The organism is Paraburkholderia humisilvae, from assembly GCF_902859855.1.
Classification (GTDB): Bacteria; Pseudomonadota; Gammaproteobacteria; order Burkholderiales; family Burkholderiaceae; genus Paraburkholderia; species Paraburkholderia humisilvae.
This window is the reverse complement of sequence record NZ_CADIKH010000008.1, coordinates 42293-58507: the sequence shown is the minus strand read 5'-3', so window position 1 is coordinate 58507 and position 16215 is coordinate 42293. Positions and strand designations below refer to the sequence as shown.

13 protein-coding genes and 1 tRNA gene are annotated in these 16215 nt (G+C 65.2%); 9 read left to right on the top strand and 5 right to left on the bottom strand.

Features of this window, described 5'->3' with window-relative positions:
- Positions 1-651 precede the first annotated feature (651 nt).
- The 6 genes from HV796_RS09935 to HV796_RS09910 all read left to right on the top strand — a co-directional run bounded on the left by HV796_RS09935 (position 652) and on the right by HV796_RS09910 (position 8341).
- Entirely contained in the window at positions 652-3957 is a 3306-nt protein-coding gene (locus tag HV796_RS09935; RefSeq protein WP_175226301.1) for an Rne/Rng family ribonuclease, read from the top strand.
- Between the two features lie 309 nt (positions 3958-4266).
- The gene (gene moaA, locus HV796_RS09930; RefSeq protein ID WP_175226300.1) at positions 4267-5373 is read left to right on the top strand and encodes a GTP 3',8-cyclase MoaA; all 1107 of its coding nucleotides are present in this window, start codon (positions 4267-4269) and stop codon (positions 5371-5373) included.
- Between the two features lie 76 nt (positions 5374-5449).
- Positions 5450-6064 (top strand): molybdenum cofactor guanylyltransferase MobA, encoded by a 615-nt coding sequence (gene mobA / locus HV796_RS09925; RefSeq protein ID WP_175226299.1) that lies wholly within the window; start codon positions 5450-5452, stop codon positions 6062-6064.
- Between the two features lie 87 nt (positions 6065-6151).
- Complete coding sequence (gene moeA, locus HV796_RS09920; protein WP_175226298.1) at positions 6152-7465, top strand: molybdopterin molybdotransferase MoeA; 1314 nt, start codon at positions 6152-6154, stop codon at positions 7463-7465.
- A 97-nt stretch (positions 7466-7562) separates the two neighbouring features.
- Entirely contained in the window at positions 7563-7838 is a 276-nt protein-coding gene (locus HV796_RS09915; RefSeq protein ID WP_134193090.1) for a hypothetical protein, read from the top strand.
- Complete coding sequence (locus HV796_RS09910; protein WP_175226297.1) at positions 7838-8341, top strand: GNAT family N-acetyltransferase; 504 nt, start codon at positions 7838-7840, stop codon at positions 8339-8341. The genes HV796_RS09915 and HV796_RS09910 overlap by 1 nt, the downstream gene beginning before the upstream one ends.
- 72 nt (positions 8342-8413) lie before the next feature.
- Here the strand turns inward: HV796_RS09910 and HV796_RS09905 are convergent, their stop codons facing one another.
- The 5 genes from HV796_RS09905 to pncB form a co-directional block, all read right to left on the bottom strand.
- Entirely contained in the window at positions 8414-9895 is a 1482-nt protein-coding gene (locus tag HV796_RS09905) for a DNA recombination protein RmuC (protein ID WP_175226296.1), read from the bottom strand.
- Positions 9892-10881: a 2-hydroxyacid dehydrogenase gene (locus tag HV796_RS09900; protein ID WP_175226295.1), complete on the bottom strand. Its 990-nt coding sequence runs from the start codon at positions 10879-10881 to the stop codon at positions 9892-9894. Before HV796_RS09900 ends, HV796_RS09905 begins: the two co-directional genes overlap by 4 nt.
- Before the next feature lie 68 nt (positions 10882-10949).
- The gene (locus HV796_RS09895; RefSeq protein ID WP_377692964.1) at positions 10950-12344 is read right to left on the bottom strand and encodes a sodium:proton antiporter; all 1395 of its coding nucleotides are present in this window, start codon (positions 12342-12344) and stop codon (positions 10950-10952) included.
- 148 nt (positions 12345-12492) lie between these two features.
- Positions 12493-13155, bottom strand: coding sequence for a LutC/YkgG family protein (locus tag HV796_RS09890; protein ID WP_175226293.1), 663 nt, complete (start codon positions 13153-13155; stop codon positions 12493-12495).
- Between the two features lie 197 nt (positions 13156-13352).
- Positions 13353-14558: a nicotinate phosphoribosyltransferase gene (gene pncB, locus HV796_RS09885; RefSeq protein ID WP_175226292.1), complete on the bottom strand. Its 1206-nt coding sequence runs from the start codon at positions 14556-14558 to the stop codon at positions 13353-13355.
- A gap of 328 nt (positions 14559-14886) precedes the next feature.
- Here pncB and fdxA point away from each other — a divergent pair, with 328 nt between their 5' ends.
- The 3 genes from fdxA to HV796_RS09870 all read left to right on the top strand — a co-directional run bounded on the left by fdxA (position 14887) and on the right by HV796_RS09870 (position 16167).
- The gene (gene fdxA, locus HV796_RS09880; protein ID WP_134193097.1) at positions 14887-15210 is read left to right on the top strand and encodes a ferredoxin FdxA; all 324 of its coding nucleotides are present in this window, start codon (positions 14887-14889) and stop codon (positions 15208-15210) included.
- A gap of 138 nt (positions 15211-15348) precedes the next feature.
- Positions 15349-15424: transfer RNA gene (locus HV796_RS09875), tRNA-Asn, on the top strand.
- Between the two features lie 272 nt (positions 15425-15696).
- Entirely contained in the window at positions 15697-16167 is a 471-nt protein-coding gene (locus tag HV796_RS09870) for a CreA family protein (protein WP_175226461.1), read from the top strand.
- The last annotated feature ends 48 nt before the right edge of the window (positions 16168-16215 follow it).

Below are 16215 nucleotides of genomic sequence, written 5' to 3'. Positions count from 1 at the left end.
GCGCGTTCGGTCGGGACGGCTCCGCGGTAACGGAACTTTGGTCAAAAAGAATTTGACTGGCGCGCCCGGCATCGGGCGGTCGCTTACCGGGCTCTACTTCGGGCCCAGACGTCGCGTTTGAACCGCGGGTTCGAATGGCACGCTCTGGCTCCCGGTCCTGATCCCGGTGGCGGTTCGATGCGAGGCGCGTCAGTGGCGAAAATACGGCGAGCGCCCATGGCGTCCTGCGAAGAGTGCGGGACTTGGCGACGTCAAAAAATCAGGCAAGACAGCTTCGAGCGGGACATCGCGCTGCAAGCGAATCCCAAGCTGCGTCAGACCGCAGCCTTCGCCCGTCCGGTCACGCGCCCCGTTGGCGCGCCGGTGGGAATGGATGAAGGCGTATGCAGGCGGTCGGCAGGGCTCGCGGCGTGTCATGCCGTTTTATTTGAAGCCGTGTTCGCATGTGCCCTGCGGCAGTCGTCCTTTTCTTGCGGACGGCGCCCTCCTAAGGCAATTCTCCCCGCCATGTTTCCCGCTCCAGCGTGCTTGTGAAAACACAATAAGGCGCGGCTTGCCGTCGTCCATCGTCCGGCGCTGAGGTTGCACTTGCTGCTGCAACCTCGTCGTTTGCCGGGCGCGGGCCATGCAAAGCCGCTCTGGAGCCGTTCAATGAAACGCATGCTGTTCAATGCGACGCAGCAGGAAGAACTGCGCGTCGCCATCGTCGATGGGCAAAAACTCATCGATATCGACATCGAAACCGCCGGCCGCGAACAGCGCAAAGGCAATATCTACAAGGGCATCGTCACGCGCATCGAGCCGTCGCTCGAAGCCTGCTTCGTCAACTACGGCGAAGACCGCCACGGCTTCCTGCCATTCAAGGAAGTCGCCCGTCAATACTTCCGCGACGGCGTCGAGATGCGCTCCGCGCGCATCCAGGACGCGCTCAGGGAAGGCCAGGAACTGATCGTTCAGGTCGAAAAGGAAGAGCGCGGCAACAAGGGCGCGGCGCTCACCACCTTCATCTCGCTCGCCGGCCGCTATCTCGTGCTGATGCCGAACAACCCGCGCGGCGGCGGCGTGTCGCGCCGCATCGAGGGTGACGACCGGCAGGAACTGCGCGAAACGATGGCGCAGCTGCAATTGCCCGACGGGATGAGCATCATCGCGCGCACGGCGGGTATAGGCCGCAGCGCCGAAGAACTGCAGTGGGACCTGAATTACCTGATGCAACTGTGGCGCGCGATCGAGGCGGCGTCGCAAAGCGGCCAGTCCGGCCAGCCGATGCTGATCTATCTCGAATCGAGCCTCGTGATCCGCGCGATTCGCGACTACTTCCAGCCGGACATCGGCGAAATCCTGATCGACACGACCGAAATCCATGACCAGGCGCGCGCCTTCATGGACATCGTGATGCCGGACAACGTCAGCAAGGTGAAGCGTTACCACGACGACGTCCCGCTCTTCTCGCGCTTCCAGATCGAGCATCAGATCGAAACCGCGTACTCGCGCACAGTGCCGTTGCCGTCGGGCGGCGCGATCGTGATCGACCACACCGAGGCGCTCGTTGCGATCGACGTGAACTCGGCGCGCGCCACGAAGGGCGCCGACATCGAAGAAACCGCGGCGCGCACGAACCTCGAAGCCGCCGACGAAGTCGCGCGCCAGCTGCGTCTGCGCGACCTGGGCGGCCTGATCGTGATCGATTTCATCGACATGGAGTCGGCGAAAAGCCAGCGCGAGGTCGAGCAGCGGCTGAAGGATGCGCTCAAGCACGACCGCGCGCGCGTGCAGATGGGCAAAATCTCGCGCTTCGGCCTGATGGAGCTGTCGCGCCAGCGGCTGCGCCCGGCGCTGTCCGAAGGCAGCCACGTCACCTGCCCGCGCTGTAACGGCACGGGCCACATCCGCGATACCGAATCGTCCGCGCTGCAAGTGCTGCGGATCATTCAGGAAGAAGCGATGAAGGAAAACACCGCGGCGATCCATTGCCAGGTGCCGGTCGAGGTCACCGCCTTCCTGCTCAACGAAAAGCGCTCGGAAATCAACAAGATCGAGTCGCGCTTCAAGGTCAACGTCGTGCTGGTGCCGAACAAGCACCTCGATACGCCGCACTACAAGCTCGAGCGTCTGCGTCACGACGATGCGCGGCTCGACGACCCGCGCGCATCGTGGAAGATGGCCGAGGAAGCGGCTCGCGAGCTGGAGTCCGAAACCGGCTACAGCAAGCGCGTCGAAGAAGTGAAGCCGAAGCAGGAAGCCGCGGTGAAGGGCATCACGCCGGAAAAACCGGCGCCGAGCGCACCGGTGCGTCCGGCAGCCACGCCGGCGCCGCTCCCCGTAACGCCCGCTGCGGGCGGATTTATCGGCTGGCTGAAGGGTCTGTTCGGCATGCAGCCGGCCGCTCCCGCGCCGGCGTCCGTGCCGGCTGAAAAGGCCACACGCCCGGCCCGCGAGCGCGCGGAACGCGGTGAACGTGGCGAACGCAACGGCGAGCGCGGCAACGAACGCAATCGCAACCGCCGCGGCGGTGCGGCGCGCGACACGGTCACGCGCGGCGAGAGCGCGGCAGCCGGCGGTCGTCCGGGGCAGCAGCCACGGCGCGATGAACGCGATGCGCGCGACACCCGCGAAACGCGCGGCGGCCGCGAGGGCCGGGATACCCGCGAAGGGCGTGAACCGCGCGAGAACCGCGATCGGGACACCCGCGAAGGTCGCGACAACCGCGCTGAGCGCGCAGAACGTGGTCAGGACCGCGCGGCAGAGCGCGTCGACAGCGCGGAGGCCGGTGCACGCGGCGAGCGTCAGGAGCGCCGCGAACGCCCCGATCGCGTCGAACGCGGCGAGCGCCGCCGTCCGCAGCAGGAGAGCGCTGATGCGCTGAATCAGGCTGACGCGCAGGCAGCGGACGTCGCCGCCCAGGCGCAAGCGAGCCTGACGGGCGGCGCCGCGCCGGTCGAGCAGGAAGCGGCACGTGACGGCGAGGAACGTCGTCGCCGCCGCCGCGGCCGCCGTGGTGGCCGCCGTGAGCGCGAAGAAGAAGGCGTGAACGTCAACACGGCAGCGGACATGGCCGAAGCGGAAGGCAATGGCGCAAGCGTGAGCGCCGAAGCGCCGGTGCGCGCGCCGGAGCATACCGGCCGTCACGAACCGCAGCAGCCCGTGGAAGCGCCGGTAGACGTGGTCGTGGCGGCAGTCGCGACCCAATCGCACGTCGTCACCGAGTTGCACGCAGCGACGGAAACGCCGGCTCTCGCCGCCGAAAAGGCCGCGATGGTCGAGCACGTGATCCCGGTCGCGCAAGCCCAGGCAACCGGCGATGCAGCAACTGCGCAAACGCAGCCGCAGTCGCCGGCTGCGCAGGCACCCACCGTGTCGACGCCTCCGGTCGCGGAAACCCATGCTGCTGCAGCGGACGAATCCGGTACGCCGACGGCGGCTACACCGCAGACGACGGGATCATCCGCGGTTCAGGCCGCGCTCGAACCGTCGAGCGTGACCGCACAGTCCGACTCGCAGCCCGCTGCGGCAGCACCGGCCCCGTTCGAACCGGTCGCCGAGCCCCAGCCTGCGACATCGGCTGCCGAGCCGGCGCCGCAAACGGAAGCACCGCGCGCGGAAGCCTTCGAAGCCGCGCAACCGGCAAAAACCGCCGAGCCGGCGCCCTACACCGTTGCCGCGGCCGAGGCTGTCACTGCCCCGGCCGAGACTCCGGTCCCGGTTGCCGAGCCGCAAGCATCGCGCGCAAACGGCACGCACCTTGCCGCCACGCGGCTGTCACCGGAAGACCTGCAGCCGATGCTCGAAAGCGCCGGCCTTGTCTGGGTCAACACGGATGCCGACAAGCTGCGCGCCGCGCAGGAGGCCGCCGCGAGCGTTGTCCCGCCGGGACGCGTGCCGCGCGAGCGCAAGCCGCTGCCGCCGGTCGACCCGACGCCGATGCAGCAGGTCGAAACGGTGAAATCACCGCAATAAAGCAGGGAGGCGGCCCGGCAGAAACTTGCCGGGCCGTGTGCAAACCGACAGGATCGGGCAACGCTGGACACCGCGAGCTTGCGGCGTCGGCGCTGCGGCGAGCCCGGCAGCCCACCATCCGGTCGGAATTACGCCACGGTAACGCTACCGTCACGCCACCCTCGCTCCACCAGCGGCCAGTCGACGCCGAGCCGCAAGCAGAGCCCGCCCCCACAATGGCGGGCTTTCTCACCATTGGCAGGCATTACCCGAATCGAGCGGAAACGGGCGTTCCGCTAGAATGGAGCACTGCATCTCGATAAACGAACCATGTCCCGACGCATCATTCCTTTGACCGACGTCAGCGCGGTGCCGGTCATTTCCGGACCTGCGCAAGCGCCACGCGGCGAGTTGCGCGACACATTGTCGCGACCGTTGCGTGATCTGCGCGTTTCGGTCACGGATCGCTGCAATTTCCGCTGTATCTATTGCATGCCGCGTTCGGTGTTCGACAAGGATTACCCGTTCCTGCCGCACAGCGCGCTGCTGACCTTCGAGGAAATCGCACGCGTCGCGCGGCTTTTCGTCGCACAGGGCGTCGAGAAGATCCGCCTAACCGGCGGCGAACCGCTGCTGCGCAAAAACATCGAGTTCCTGGTCGAGCGTCTGGCGAGCCTGACGACACCGGCCGGCCGCCCGCTTGACCTGACCCTGACGACCAACGGCTCACTGCTCGCACGCAAGGCGCGCAGCCTGAAGGATGCGGGCTTGAAGCGCGTCACAGTCAGCCTCGACGCGCTCGACGACACGTTGTTTCGCACGATGAACGACGCGGACTTCGCGGTCGACGATGTGCTCACCGGCATCGACATCGCGCAGTCGATCGGCCTTGCGCCGGTGAAGATCAATATGGTCGTCAAGCGCGGCACGAACGACCGCGAGATCCTGCCGATGGCGCGCCACTTCAAAGGCAGTGGCTCGGTGCTGCGCTTTATCGAATATATGGACGTCGGCACGTCGAACGGGTGGAACATGACTGAAGTGCTGCCGTCCGCGGAAGTCGTCGCGCGCATCGGTGCGCACTTCCCGCTGACCCCGCTCGAACCGCACAGCGCGGCCGAAACCGCGCAGCGCTGGGGTTACGCGGACGGCAGCGGCGAGATCGGCGTGATCTCGAGCGTCACGCGTGCGTTTTGCGGCACCTGTACGCGCGCGCGGCTATCGACTGAAGGCAAGGTGTATTTGTGCCTGTTCGCGTCGAACGGTCACGACCTGCGCACGCTGTTACGCAACGGCTCGAGCGACGACGAGATTGCCACCGCGATCGCGCATATCTGGGAAGCGCGTGCGGACCGCTATTCGCAACTGCGCGACAGCGCCCAGGCCCGCGCTGAAACGGCGGAACGGCGCGTCGAAATGTCGTACATCGGCGGCTAGCGGCAAAGGCCGGTTCGCGCACTCGCGTCGACGTCGCACCACACGTCCTCTTACCTTCCAGGCTCGCACTCGCCCTATGCCGATCCCCATTGACCAGATCACCGGCCTGCTGCTCGCGGGCGGCCGCGGCATGCGCATGGGCGGCGTCGACAAAGGGCTGCAGATGCTGCGCGGCGAGCCGCTCGCACTGCATGTGCTGAAGCGCCTCGCGTCGCAAACCGGGCCGCTGCTGATCAGCGCGAACCGCAATCCCGAACGCTACGCGTCGCTCGGCGCGCCGTTCGGCGCCACCGTGATCGCCGATACGTTGCCGGACTTTCCGGGTCCGCTCGCGGGCATGTTAACGGGCCTGCGCGCCGCGCACACCGGCTTTATGCTTGGCGCACCGTGCGACACGCCGGCACTGCCTGCCGACCTCGCCGCGCGCCTCGCCGACGCGCTCGACGCAGCCGGCGCCGATATCGCGACGGTCGCAACCGTGAATGCGCAGCACGAGGTGTCGATTCACCCGGTCTTCGCGCTGCTGCGCACGTCGCTTGCCGACGACCTCGCTGCCTTTCTGCATGCGGGCGAGCGCAAGGTCCGCGCGTGGTACGCGCGCCACAAGACCGTCGAAGTCACTTTTGCCGATGAACGCGCGTTCTACAATGTCAATTCCTTGCAAGAACTGGCCGACCTCGAACGAAACTGAGGGCAGCGGGCTCCCGCTTCCGGCTGTCTTTGCCGTATTCGCCCGGCGACCGCCGAACCGCTATCCGGTCGCGACGTCTCCCCATTCATGACCACGTCCAACGAACTTTCACGCTGCGTAGCGCAGTTCGACCCTCAAGCTTTGCCGGTTTCGGCCGCCCAGGCCATCGTGCGCCAGTGGGCGACGCCGATCGCGGCTGCCGAGCGCGTGTCGCTGTCGGACGCGCTCGATCGCGTGCTGGCCGAAGACATCGTGTCGCCGATCGACGTGCCGGCCCACGACAACTCGGCGATGGACGGTTATGCATTCAACGGCGCCGCGCTCGCCGACGCGGCGGCAGCGGCCGATGGATCGGTCACGCTCGCGGTGGCCGGCAAGGCGCTCGCCGGCCATCCGTTCACGGGCGACATCACCCCTACGCAATGCGTGCGCGTGATGACCGGTGCGCTGATGCCCGCCAGCTGCGACACGGTGGTGCCGCAGGAACAGGTGGAAGCCGCCGAAGACGGTCAGTCGATCCGCTTTGCCGCGACCACGCTGCGCGGCGGCGCGAACCGGCGCCGTGCCGGCGAAGACCTCGCACGCGGCGCGCCAGCGCTGCGCGCGGGACGCATCGTGCGGGCATCGGACCTCGGCCTGCTCGCGTCGCTCGGTATCGGCGACGTCGCGGTGCGCCGCCGCTTGCGCGTTGCGTTCTTTTCGACGGGCGACGAGTTGCGCTCGATCGGTCAGTCGCTCGATCCGGGCTGCGTCTACGACAGCAACCGCTACACGCTGCTGGCGATGCTGCGCCGTCTGAACTTCGATGCAATCGATCTCGGCGTCGTGCGCGACGAACCGGCGGCGCTCGAGAAGGCACTGCTCACCGCGGCCGCGAGCGCCGACGTGATCCTGACGTCGGGCGGCGTATCGGTCGGCGAAGCGGACCTGACCCAACACCTGTCGCGCGCGCTCGGCGACGTCGCCTTCTGGAGTCTCGCGATGCGCCCCGGCCGGCCGATGGCGTTCGGCCGCGTATGGTCGGGCGGGCGCGCCGGCGTGGGCGACCCGGCGCTGTTCTTCGGCTTGCCGGGCAACCCGGTCGCGGTGATGGTGACGTTCTATCAGATCGTGCGCGACGCATTGCTGATCATGGCCGGCGCCACCTTGCAGCCGCCACCGGTGCTGCACGCAACGTCGGCGACATCGGTCCGCAAGCGTCCTGGCCGCACCGAGTTTCAGCGCGGCACCGCGCGCCGCGCCGCCGATGGCCGCTGGCAGGTTACGCCGACAGGCTCGCAGGGCTCAGGCGTGCTCAGCTCGATGAGCGAAGCGAATTGCTTTATCGTGCTCGCACATGACCAGGCCGACGTCGACGCGGGCGATATTGTCGACATCATGCTGTTTGACGGTTTAATTTGACACGCGCGCATTCGCGTCACGATTCGGCGGAAAATACCGCGCGCAAAAACAAGGCTTACTAACATTGCTCACTACGCGACTCACGGGTACGACCTCAATGAAAAAACAGATCTCGTTCATCGCACCGGGACAAACCGCCAAAGCGCTGATCCTCGTGTACCTGACGTTCAGCGTGCCGATCGTGCTGCTCGGTGTGCTGGTCGCCTTTTTCCGCTATGGCTCGGTCGAGTTCAGCACCGTGTTCAGCGCGCTGCTGCTCAACGCGATTCTCGGCTTCGTCCTGCTGTGGATCGCCTGTCACGCGTACAACTGGGTCGCATCGCGCTTCGGCGGCATTGAAATCCAGCTGAGCGACGTGCCGGAGGAAGCCTGATGGCGTCGGCGATCCGTGCGGCGACGCCGGCAGACGTCGGCGCGATGCTCGCGCTGATGCGCGAGCTGGCCGAATACGAAAAGCTCACGCATCTGTTCATCGCAACTGAAGCGGGCGTGCACGACGCGCTGTTCGGCGCTCATCCGTCGGCGGAGGCGCTCGTCGCCGAAAGCGAAGGCCGCCTCGTCGGCTACGCACTCTTCTTCCACAATTACTCGACGTTCCTCGGCCGCCGCGGGCTTTATCTGGAAGACCTGTATGTGCAGCCGTCGCAACGCGGCAACGGGCTCGGCTCGGCGATGCTGCGGCAGCTCGCGGCGCTTGCGGTGGAACGGCAGTGCGGGCGCTTCGAATGGTCGGTGCTCGACTGGAATCAGACGGCCATCGACTTCTACGAAAAAATGGGTGCGAGCGTGCTGCCTGACTGGCGCATCGTGCGGATCACCGACGACGCGCTCGAGCGGCTTGCAACGGGTGGCCGCAGCGACGCGCAATCCCAATAGACGCCGCGGGAGTCAATGACGGTTTGTCGTTGCGGTCGCGCGCACGCATTGCGCAGTGCGCTCAGGGTGCAGTCAGGGTTCATCCGCATCCGACCCGGACAATGCATCGCCGAGCAGTTCGCGCGCTTCTTCTCCAGGCAACGCTTCGACGTCGCGCAGCTTGCGGTTCATTGCGCGTGTGCGCACTTCCGCCTTTTCTATCGAGCGCGTGACCGTTTCGAGTTGCGCCTTGGTCTTTGCAAGCACATCGCCGAACTGACCGAACTCGGTCTTCACCGCGCCGAGCACCTGCCATACCTCGCTTGAACGCTGCTCGATCGCGAGCGTCCGGAAACCCATCTGCAGGCTGTTCAGCAACGCGGTCAACGTCGTCGGACCGGCGATCGTCACCCGGTAGTCGCGCTGCAGCAGGTCGGTCAGGCCCGGCCGCCGTAACACCTCCGCGTAGAGCCCTTCGGTCGGCAGAAACAGCAACGCGAAGTCAGTCGTGTGCGGTGGCGCAATGTACTTCTCGGCGATCGTGCGCGCCTCGCCGCGAATGCGGGCTTCGAGCGCGCGCGACGCCTCTTCGACCGCCACCGGGTCCGCACGCTCCTGCGCTTCAATGAGCCGTTCGTAATCTTCGCGCGGGAATTTCGCATCGATCGGCAGCCACACCGGCTCCGCCGCGCCTTGCGCAGACGACTTGCCGGGCAGCCGGATCGCGAACTCGACGCGCTCCGCGCTCTTCGGTTTCGTCGCGACGTTCTTCGCGTACTGGTCGGCGGTCAACATCTGCTCGAGCAACGCTTCGAGCTGTACTTCGCCCCACGTGCCGCGCGTTTTCACGTTAGTCAGCACCTTCTTCAGGTCGCCGACGCCGGCCGCGAGCGTCTGCATTTCGCCCAGGCCGCGATGCACCTGCTCCAGGCGCTCGGACACGAGCTTGAACGATTCGCCGAGGCGCTGCTCGAGCGTCGCATGCAGCTTTTCGTCGACGGTACGGCGCATCTCGTCGAGCTTGGTCGCATTGTTCGCTTCGATGTCCTTCAGACGCTGCTCGACCGTCGCACGCACCTCCGCGAAGCGGCGATCATTCGCTTCAGTCATTTGCGCAAACCGCTGCATCAGCGAGTCGCCAAAATCCTTCAACGTTTTGCCCTGCTCGTCGCGTGCCTGCTGCGCCTGCGATTGCAGGCTGTGACGCACCGCATCGAGTTGCTGCGCATTGCTTTCGGTGAGCTTCACGAGCTGCTGCGCAAAGCCGTCGATCTTGCCGCTTTGCACGCTTGTCATGCTCGTGAACTGGGCGGCGAGGGTTTGCTGGAACTGCGAGAAACCGCCCGAGAGCTCGGTGCGCGAGACCCGCGCCGTTTCGGTGATGTCATTGCGCAGTTCGCGCTCGAGCCGCTCGAACTCGCGCGTCTGCGCAGCGGCGCTCGACGCGATGCGACCGCCCAGTTCGTCGAAACGTTCGCCGTCGCGTCCTCGAGCGCCGCCGCGCGTCAACACGATGAGCGCGATCACGAGCGCCACCGCGAGTACGACGTCCGCCGCGAGCAGTGCGGCGATCATGAACGCGCCTTCCCGATCACATCAGGATTGATCGGATTGGGTGGACGCCCTGCACGCGGCCCCTCGCCGAGCCCGGCGATCAGGTTGTCCGCGGCGAGATTGGCCATCGCGCGGCGCGTTGTCTCGGTCGCACTGGCGATATGCGGCGTCAGCACGACGTTCGGCACCGTCAGCAGCGCTGGATTCACGCTCGGCTCGCCTTCGAACACATCGAGGCCCGCTGCCGCGATGCGCTTGTCGCGCAACGCAACGGCTAATGCCGCGTCGTCGACAATACCGCCGCGCGCGATGTTGGTCAGCGTCGCGGTCGGCTTCATCAACGCGAGCTCGGCCGCGCCGATGGTGTGATGACTGTGGGCGCTGTACGGCAATACGAGCACGACGTGATCGGCGCGCTTGAGCAGATCTTCTTTCGATACGTATTGCGCGTTCAATTCCGCTTCGATGTGCGGCGCGACGCGAGAACGGTTGTGGTAAATCACCTGCATGTTGAAGCCGCGCGCGCGGCGCGCGAGCGCCTGGCCGATGCGGCCCATGCCGATCACGCCGAGCGTCGAGCCGTACACGTCGGTGCCCAGGAAGCTGTCATACGCCCACTTCTTCCAGTGGCCGGCGCGCAGCCAGTGCTCCGATTCCGCGACGCGGCGGGCGGTGGCCATCATCAGTGCCCAACCGAAGTCCGCGGTCGCTTCGTTAAGGACGTCCGGCGTGTTGGTGCCGAGCACGTTCGCCGCGTTGAAGGCGGCCATGTCGAAATTGTTGTAGCCGACCGCCATGTTCGACACGACGCGCAGGCGCGGCGCAGCCGCCAACGTCGCCGCGCCGATCGGATCGCCGGCCGTCAGCGCGCCATCCTTGTCCGCGAGGCGCTTGAGCAACGCGTCGTTGCTGAGCACGTCGCCGTTGTTCCAGTCGACTTCGAAGTACTGCTCGAGCCGCTCGATGACATCCGGAAAAATCGGACGTGCGACCAGGATCTTTTGCATTGCCATTCTCCGAGTGACGCGCCGCACCGTCGCATCTGATTGCCGCACGGTGGGCGCTGCAAGCCGCTTCAGAAAAACAACCACGTTGTCGCGATAAACAACGGTATCAACACCACACCCGACCACGCGAGGTACGCGAAAAAGCTGGGCATCCGCACGCCGCGCGATTCCGCGATCGCCCTCACCATAAAATTGGGCGCGTTGCCGATATAGCTGTTCGCGCCCATAAACACCGCGCCGGCCGAGATCGCTGTGAGTGTCGACGCGCCGGTCGTCATCAGGTGCTGCGCATCGGCGCCCGCCATATTGAAGAACACGAGGTAAGTCGGCGCATTGTCGAGAAACGACGACAGCAGGCCGGTCGCCCAAAAATACATTGCATCGCGCGGATGGCCCGACTCGTCATGAATCAGATGCACAAGGCGCGCGAACGCACCCGCCTCTCCCGCGCGCAGCATCATGATGACCGGCGCGATGGTCATGAAGATACCCGCGAACAGCTTGGCGACTTCCTTGATCGGCGCCCAGTCGAACGCATTGCTCTTGCGCGCCGCGCGCGGCGTGAGCGCGAGCGACGCAAGCGCGATCACGACGAGTGCGGCATCGCGCACCGCATTCTGCAATTCGACGCGCGCGCCGAACAGGTTCCATACGATGCCAGGCTTCCACAAACCGCTCATCAGCACCAGCGCGACCACCCCGGCCAGCAGCACAAAGTTGATCTTGCCGTCGATGAAGAATAAGCGAGAATCCGGCGTCGGGTCGAGAAACGGCGCGCGTGCTTCGCCGCTGCGCCGGAAATAAAACGTATCGAGCGCGTAGAACGCCGCGAGCAGCACCGCGCAGTTGAACAGCATGGGCAACGCGAGGTGCGTGGTGGTCCAGAAAAAGCTCACCCCGTTCAGAAAGCCGAGGAAAAGCGGCGGGTCGCCGAGAGGCGACAGCGAGCCGCCCACATTCGCCACCAGAAAAATAAAGAACACCACGACATGCGCGACGTGCTTGCGGTTATCGTTTGCGCGCAACAGCGGGCGGATCAGCAGCATCGCTGCGCCGGTCGTCCCCATGATGCTCGCGAGCAATGTGCCGAGCGCGAGGAGCCCGGTATTCAGAAGTGAGGAACCGCGCAGATTGCCGCCGATGCATACGCCGCCCGCGACGATGTAAAGCGTGGTGAGCAGCACGATGAATGGCACGTACTCTTCCAGCAGCGCGTGCATCAGCGCGCCGAGCGCGGCCACCGGACCGAATGCGAACGCGAACGGGACCAGCAGTGCTAGCGCCCATCCCGCGGAAATCTTGCCGTAGTGGTGATGCCAGAAAGCTGGCGTGACCAGCGGAAAAATGGCGATCGACAATAGCATGCACGCGAACGGCACGCCCCACCACGCCGATAGCGCTGCACCGTCGACACTCGCCGCGCACGCAAGCTGCGGCCATAGCGCGAGCGCCACAGCGCCCAGCGTGCCGAACGCGGCCGGCACGGCGGCGCGCGCAGCAGATAGAGATGCAATTAATCGCACAGGCAAGTCGGCGGGCAAGTCGAGCGGGGCGAGATGAGCGGGATGTTGTGAATGCGCGGCGGGGTGCACACGCGTCGCAAACGGACGCTTACGCGCCGCGCACGATGATCGTGTGCACGCGATACGGACCATGCGCGCCGAGCACCACCGATTGTTCAATATCGGCGGTACGCGACGGCCCCGACACGAAGTTCGACGCGCGCGGCAGTTCGCCGCGTTCGCTGCGGATCAGGTCGAACGCATCTTCGTGGCAGCCGACGATGCGCGACGCCGGCACGATGGCGATATGCGTTTCGGGCAGCAGCGCCGCCGACGCGTAGGTTTCCGGCCCTGACAGCAGAACCAGCGTGCCGGTTTCCGCGATCGCACAGAAACACCCGGTGAGCCCGACCTTGTCCGCGTCCTGCGGCTTGCGGAATTCGACCGTCATGCCCGCCTCGGCCCATTGCAGCGCTTGCAGCGTCTGCCACGCGATGGCCTGCACCGGCAGCCCCTGTGCGGTCAGATACCGATGGGCGGCAGCGGGAACGTCGGCCAGCGCATCGACCGTGTCGACCGTGGAAGCCATCAGTTGCGCACGCTCAACGAAGTGTGCGACGAGATCCTCCGACAACGGTGGCCGCGGCCCGCGCGGGTGGCTTGCCATATAGCTTTGCGCAGCTTCGCGCTCGCCGGCAGCCGGTTCGGGCTCGCGACCCTGCGCCGCGCGAATGCGCGCGAGGATGTTGCGGCGGGCGGTGGATGTATCCATGAGCGAAGTCCCGTATCGTTGCTGGTGCGATGAAGCGACATCTGGCGAATTATACCGGCCGGTGCTTGTGCATCACACCCGGCCGTTCGGCCGATGAATGTGCCGCGAGCGGCATCGTATCCTGATCGGGCGACCTGGCTGTGCCAGCGCGTTGCGTACCGGTTCGTGCGGCCATCCGGCGCCGCATCCGCGTGCGTTCACTTGCCGCATTCCGCTTCGTCGTCGGTGAGCTGCGTAATGCCGAACACCTGGCGCAGGTACGCGAGATACGCCTTGTCGTCGCACATGTTCTTGCCTGGCGAATCGGACAGCTTCGCGACCGGTTGGCCGTTGCAGCGAACCATCTTGATCACGATCTGCAGCGGCTGATAGCCGAGATCGTTCGTCAGGTTCGTGCCGACGCCGAACGCGAGCCTGCAGCGGCCGCGAAAGCGCTCGTACAGTTGCAGCACCTTCGGAATATCGAGCGCGTCGGAAAACACCAGCACCTTCGTGCGCGGGTCGCAACGGTTCGCCTCGTAGTGTTTGAGCAGCCGCTCGCCCCAGTCGAACGGGTCGCCGGAATCGTGGCGGGCGCCATCGAAGAGCTTGCAGAAGTACATGTCGAAGTCGCGCAGGAACGCCTGCATGCCGTACACGTCGGAGAGCGCGATGCCGAGGTCGCCGCGATACTCCTTCGCCCACATCTCGAAGCCGTATATCTGCGAATCGCGCAGCCGCGGCCCGAGCGCCTGGCACGCCTGCAGATACTCGTGCGCCATCGTGCCAAGCGGTGTCAGGCCGTGCTTCATCGCGTAGTAGACGTTGCTCGTGCCGGCGAACTGCTCGCGCAGTCCGTCCTTCAGCGTGAGCAGTATTTCCTCGTGCCACTGCTTCGAAAAGCGGCGGCGCGTGCCGTAGTCGGCGATCTTGCAGTCGGCGAACTCGGGCTTCGCGCCGAGCAACGCCATCTTGTCCGTGAGCCGTTCGCGGCCTGCGCGGTAGTCCGGCTGCTGCTGCGTGTTGCGGAAATACACTTCATTGACGATCGCGAGCACCGGTACTTCGAAGAGGATCGTATGCAGCCATGGGCCATCGATCTCAATGTCGATCTCGCCGTTGCCCTTTTTGGACGGTGAGATCGAAATGTTCTTCTCGTTCAGATGAAAGAGCCCGAGGAAGTCGATGAAGTCGCCTTTGAGGAAGCGCAGCCGGCGCAAGTAGTCGAGTTCGCCGTCGTTGAAGCGCAACTGGCAGAGCTTGCGCACTTCGTCGCGGATCTCGTCGATGTACGGCACGAGGTCGATGTTCGGCGTGCGGCAGCGAAACCGGTACTCGACGCTAGCCGCCGGGAAATGGTGCAGCACGACCTGCATCATCGTGAACTTGTACAGGTCGGTATCGAGCAGCGAAGTAATGATCATGTTGTGGCAAGCCGGGCACGAACAAACGGAGGAACGCGAGGTTCAGTGTATGCGAATGTGATGCCGCGCCGCTCACGCGAGTAAGCAGGCAAGCGGATGTTACCCGAATGAGCCCGGCGGCCCGGCCCAACCCAGCGCGCGTGCCCGGACACCGCCTGCCCGGCCCGGCGCAACACGGGTTTGCGCCAGCCATAAACTAATCACGAAACGATATAAAAGCGGCGGAGCGCTGCCACATGCGCCTGTTGACGTTACGTTACAATAGCTTTTTTGGCGTCTTGCCATCCCCAATATCCCCCATACCGCTACCGTTCCTGGAGTTGCCTGAATGACTCACGTTGTGACCGAAAGCTGCATCAAGTGCCGCTATACCGACTGCGTCGATGTGTGCCCGGTGGACTGCTTTCGCGAAGGTCCCAACTTCCTCGCGATCGACCCGGACGAGTGCATCGACTGTGCCGTGTGCGTGGCCGAGTGCCCGGTGAACGCGATTTACGCTGAAGAAGACGTGCCTTCCGACCAGCAGCATTTCACTCCGCTCAATGCGGAGCTGGCGAAGGGATGGCCGAGCATCACGAAAACGAAAGCGCCGCTGCCCGAAGCCGACGATTTCAAGGATGTGAAGGAAAAGCTCGCGCTGCTCGAGCGTTGATACGCCGCCCTGTCGGCGTCACTGAATCGACATCGAACCATGCTGGCGAAGCGTGATTGGGATGACCGGCCGCCGTCGCGCCGCTATTGACAGGTCCCATAGCACCTCATACAATTTCGCTTCTCTGCTGTTTGTTGTTCCCCGATAGCTCAGTCGGTAGAGCGCCGGACTGTTAATCCGTAGGTCCCTGGTTCGAGCCCAGGTCGGGGAGCCAAACATCGAGGGCTGCGCGTCGCGCAGCCCTTTTGCTTTGTGCTTGCGTTTTTCACAGCCCTCGTCGATCGATGTACTACGGATTCTTCACGACGCGATGGATATGCCGCGCCCTATTTCGCCGACCGGATCCGCATAGCCGCTTCATCCGCTGTCGCTGCACCACCCGCCCTCGGGCGATCCGCGAAGCGCAGCCACGCTGGTATACGATGTGGCTTTTTCTCCGGTGTCCCAATGAAACTCGCCAAGCTTCGCGCGCCGTTCGCGGCCGTCATGGTTTTTTCCGCGCTCGTGACGATCTGCGCAGCGCTCGCCACACCGCCTGCGCGCGCTGAGGAAGTGGCAAGCGTCAACACCAATTTTCACATCACCGGGTCGGATCGCGTCGTTGTCGAGGCATACGACGACCCGGCCGTCGAAGGCGTCACCTGCTACGTGTCGCGCGCGCGGACAGGCGGCATCAAGGGCACACTCGGCATCGCCGAAGATCCGACCGAAGCGTCGATCGCGTGCCGCCAGGTCGGGCCGATCCGCTTCGCGGGCGGGCCGCTGAAACAGCAAGCCGACGTGTTCACCGAACGGATGTCGCTGATCTTCAAGACGTTGCACGTCGTGCGTGTCGTCGATACAAAGCGCAATACGCTCGTCTATCTGACCTACAGCGACCGGGTCACGACCGGCAGCGCAAAAAACAGCGTCACCGCAGTGCCGATGCCCGCCGGCACGACAATTCCGGTGAAATGACGCACGCGGACGGCCAACGGGCGCCCTGCATCCGAACAAAAGCCGTCC

What these genes read in the sequence shown, in the direction of transcription:
- HV796_RS09890 (WP_175226293.1), bottom strand. Translation starts at nt 13,155, where the DNA reads ATGGATACATCCACCGCCCGCCGCAACATCCTCGCGCGCATTCGCGCG.
- HV796_RS09870 (WP_175226461.1), top strand. Translation starts at nt 15,697, where the DNA reads ATGGTTTTTTCCGCGCTCGTGACGATCTGCGCAGCGCTCGCCACACCG.
- HV796_RS09905 (WP_175226296.1), bottom strand. Translation starts at nt 9,895, where the DNA reads ATGATCGCCGCACTGCTCGCGGCGGACGTCGTACTCGCGGTGGCGCTC.
- HV796_RS09915 (WP_134193090.1), top strand. Translation starts at nt 7,563, where the DNA reads ATGAAAAAACAGATCTCGTTCATCGCACCGGGACAAACCGCCAAAGCG.
- pncB (WP_175226292.1), bottom strand. Translation starts at nt 14,558, where the DNA reads ATGATCATTACTTCGCTGCTCGATACCGACCTGTACAAGTTCACGATG.
- HV796_RS09900 (WP_175226295.1), bottom strand. Translation starts at nt 10,881, where the DNA reads ATGCAAAAGATCCTGGTCGCACGTCCGATTTTTCCGGATGTCATCGAG.
- fdxA (WP_134193097.1), top strand. Translation starts at nt 14,887, where the DNA reads ATGACTCACGTTGTGACCGAAAGCTGCATCAAGTGCCGCTATACCGAC.
- moeA (WP_175226298.1), top strand. Translation starts at nt 6,152, where the DNA reads ATGACCACGTCCAACGAACTTTCACGCTGCGTAGCGCAGTTCGACCCT.
- HV796_RS09935 (WP_175226301.1), top strand. Translation starts at nt 652, where the DNA reads ATGAAACGCATGCTGTTCAATGCGACGCAGCAGGAAGAACTGCGCGTC.
- HV796_RS09910 (WP_175226297.1), top strand. Translation starts at nt 7,838, where the DNA reads ATGGCGTCGGCGATCCGTGCGGCGACGCCGGCAGACGTCGGCGCGATG.
- mobA (WP_175226299.1), top strand. Translation starts at nt 5,450, where the DNA reads ATGCCGATCCCCATTGACCAGATCACCGGCCTGCTGCTCGCGGGCGGC.
- moaA (WP_175226300.1), top strand. Translation starts at nt 4,267, where the DNA reads ATGTCCCGACGCATCATTCCTTTGACCGACGTCAGCGCGGTGCCGGTC.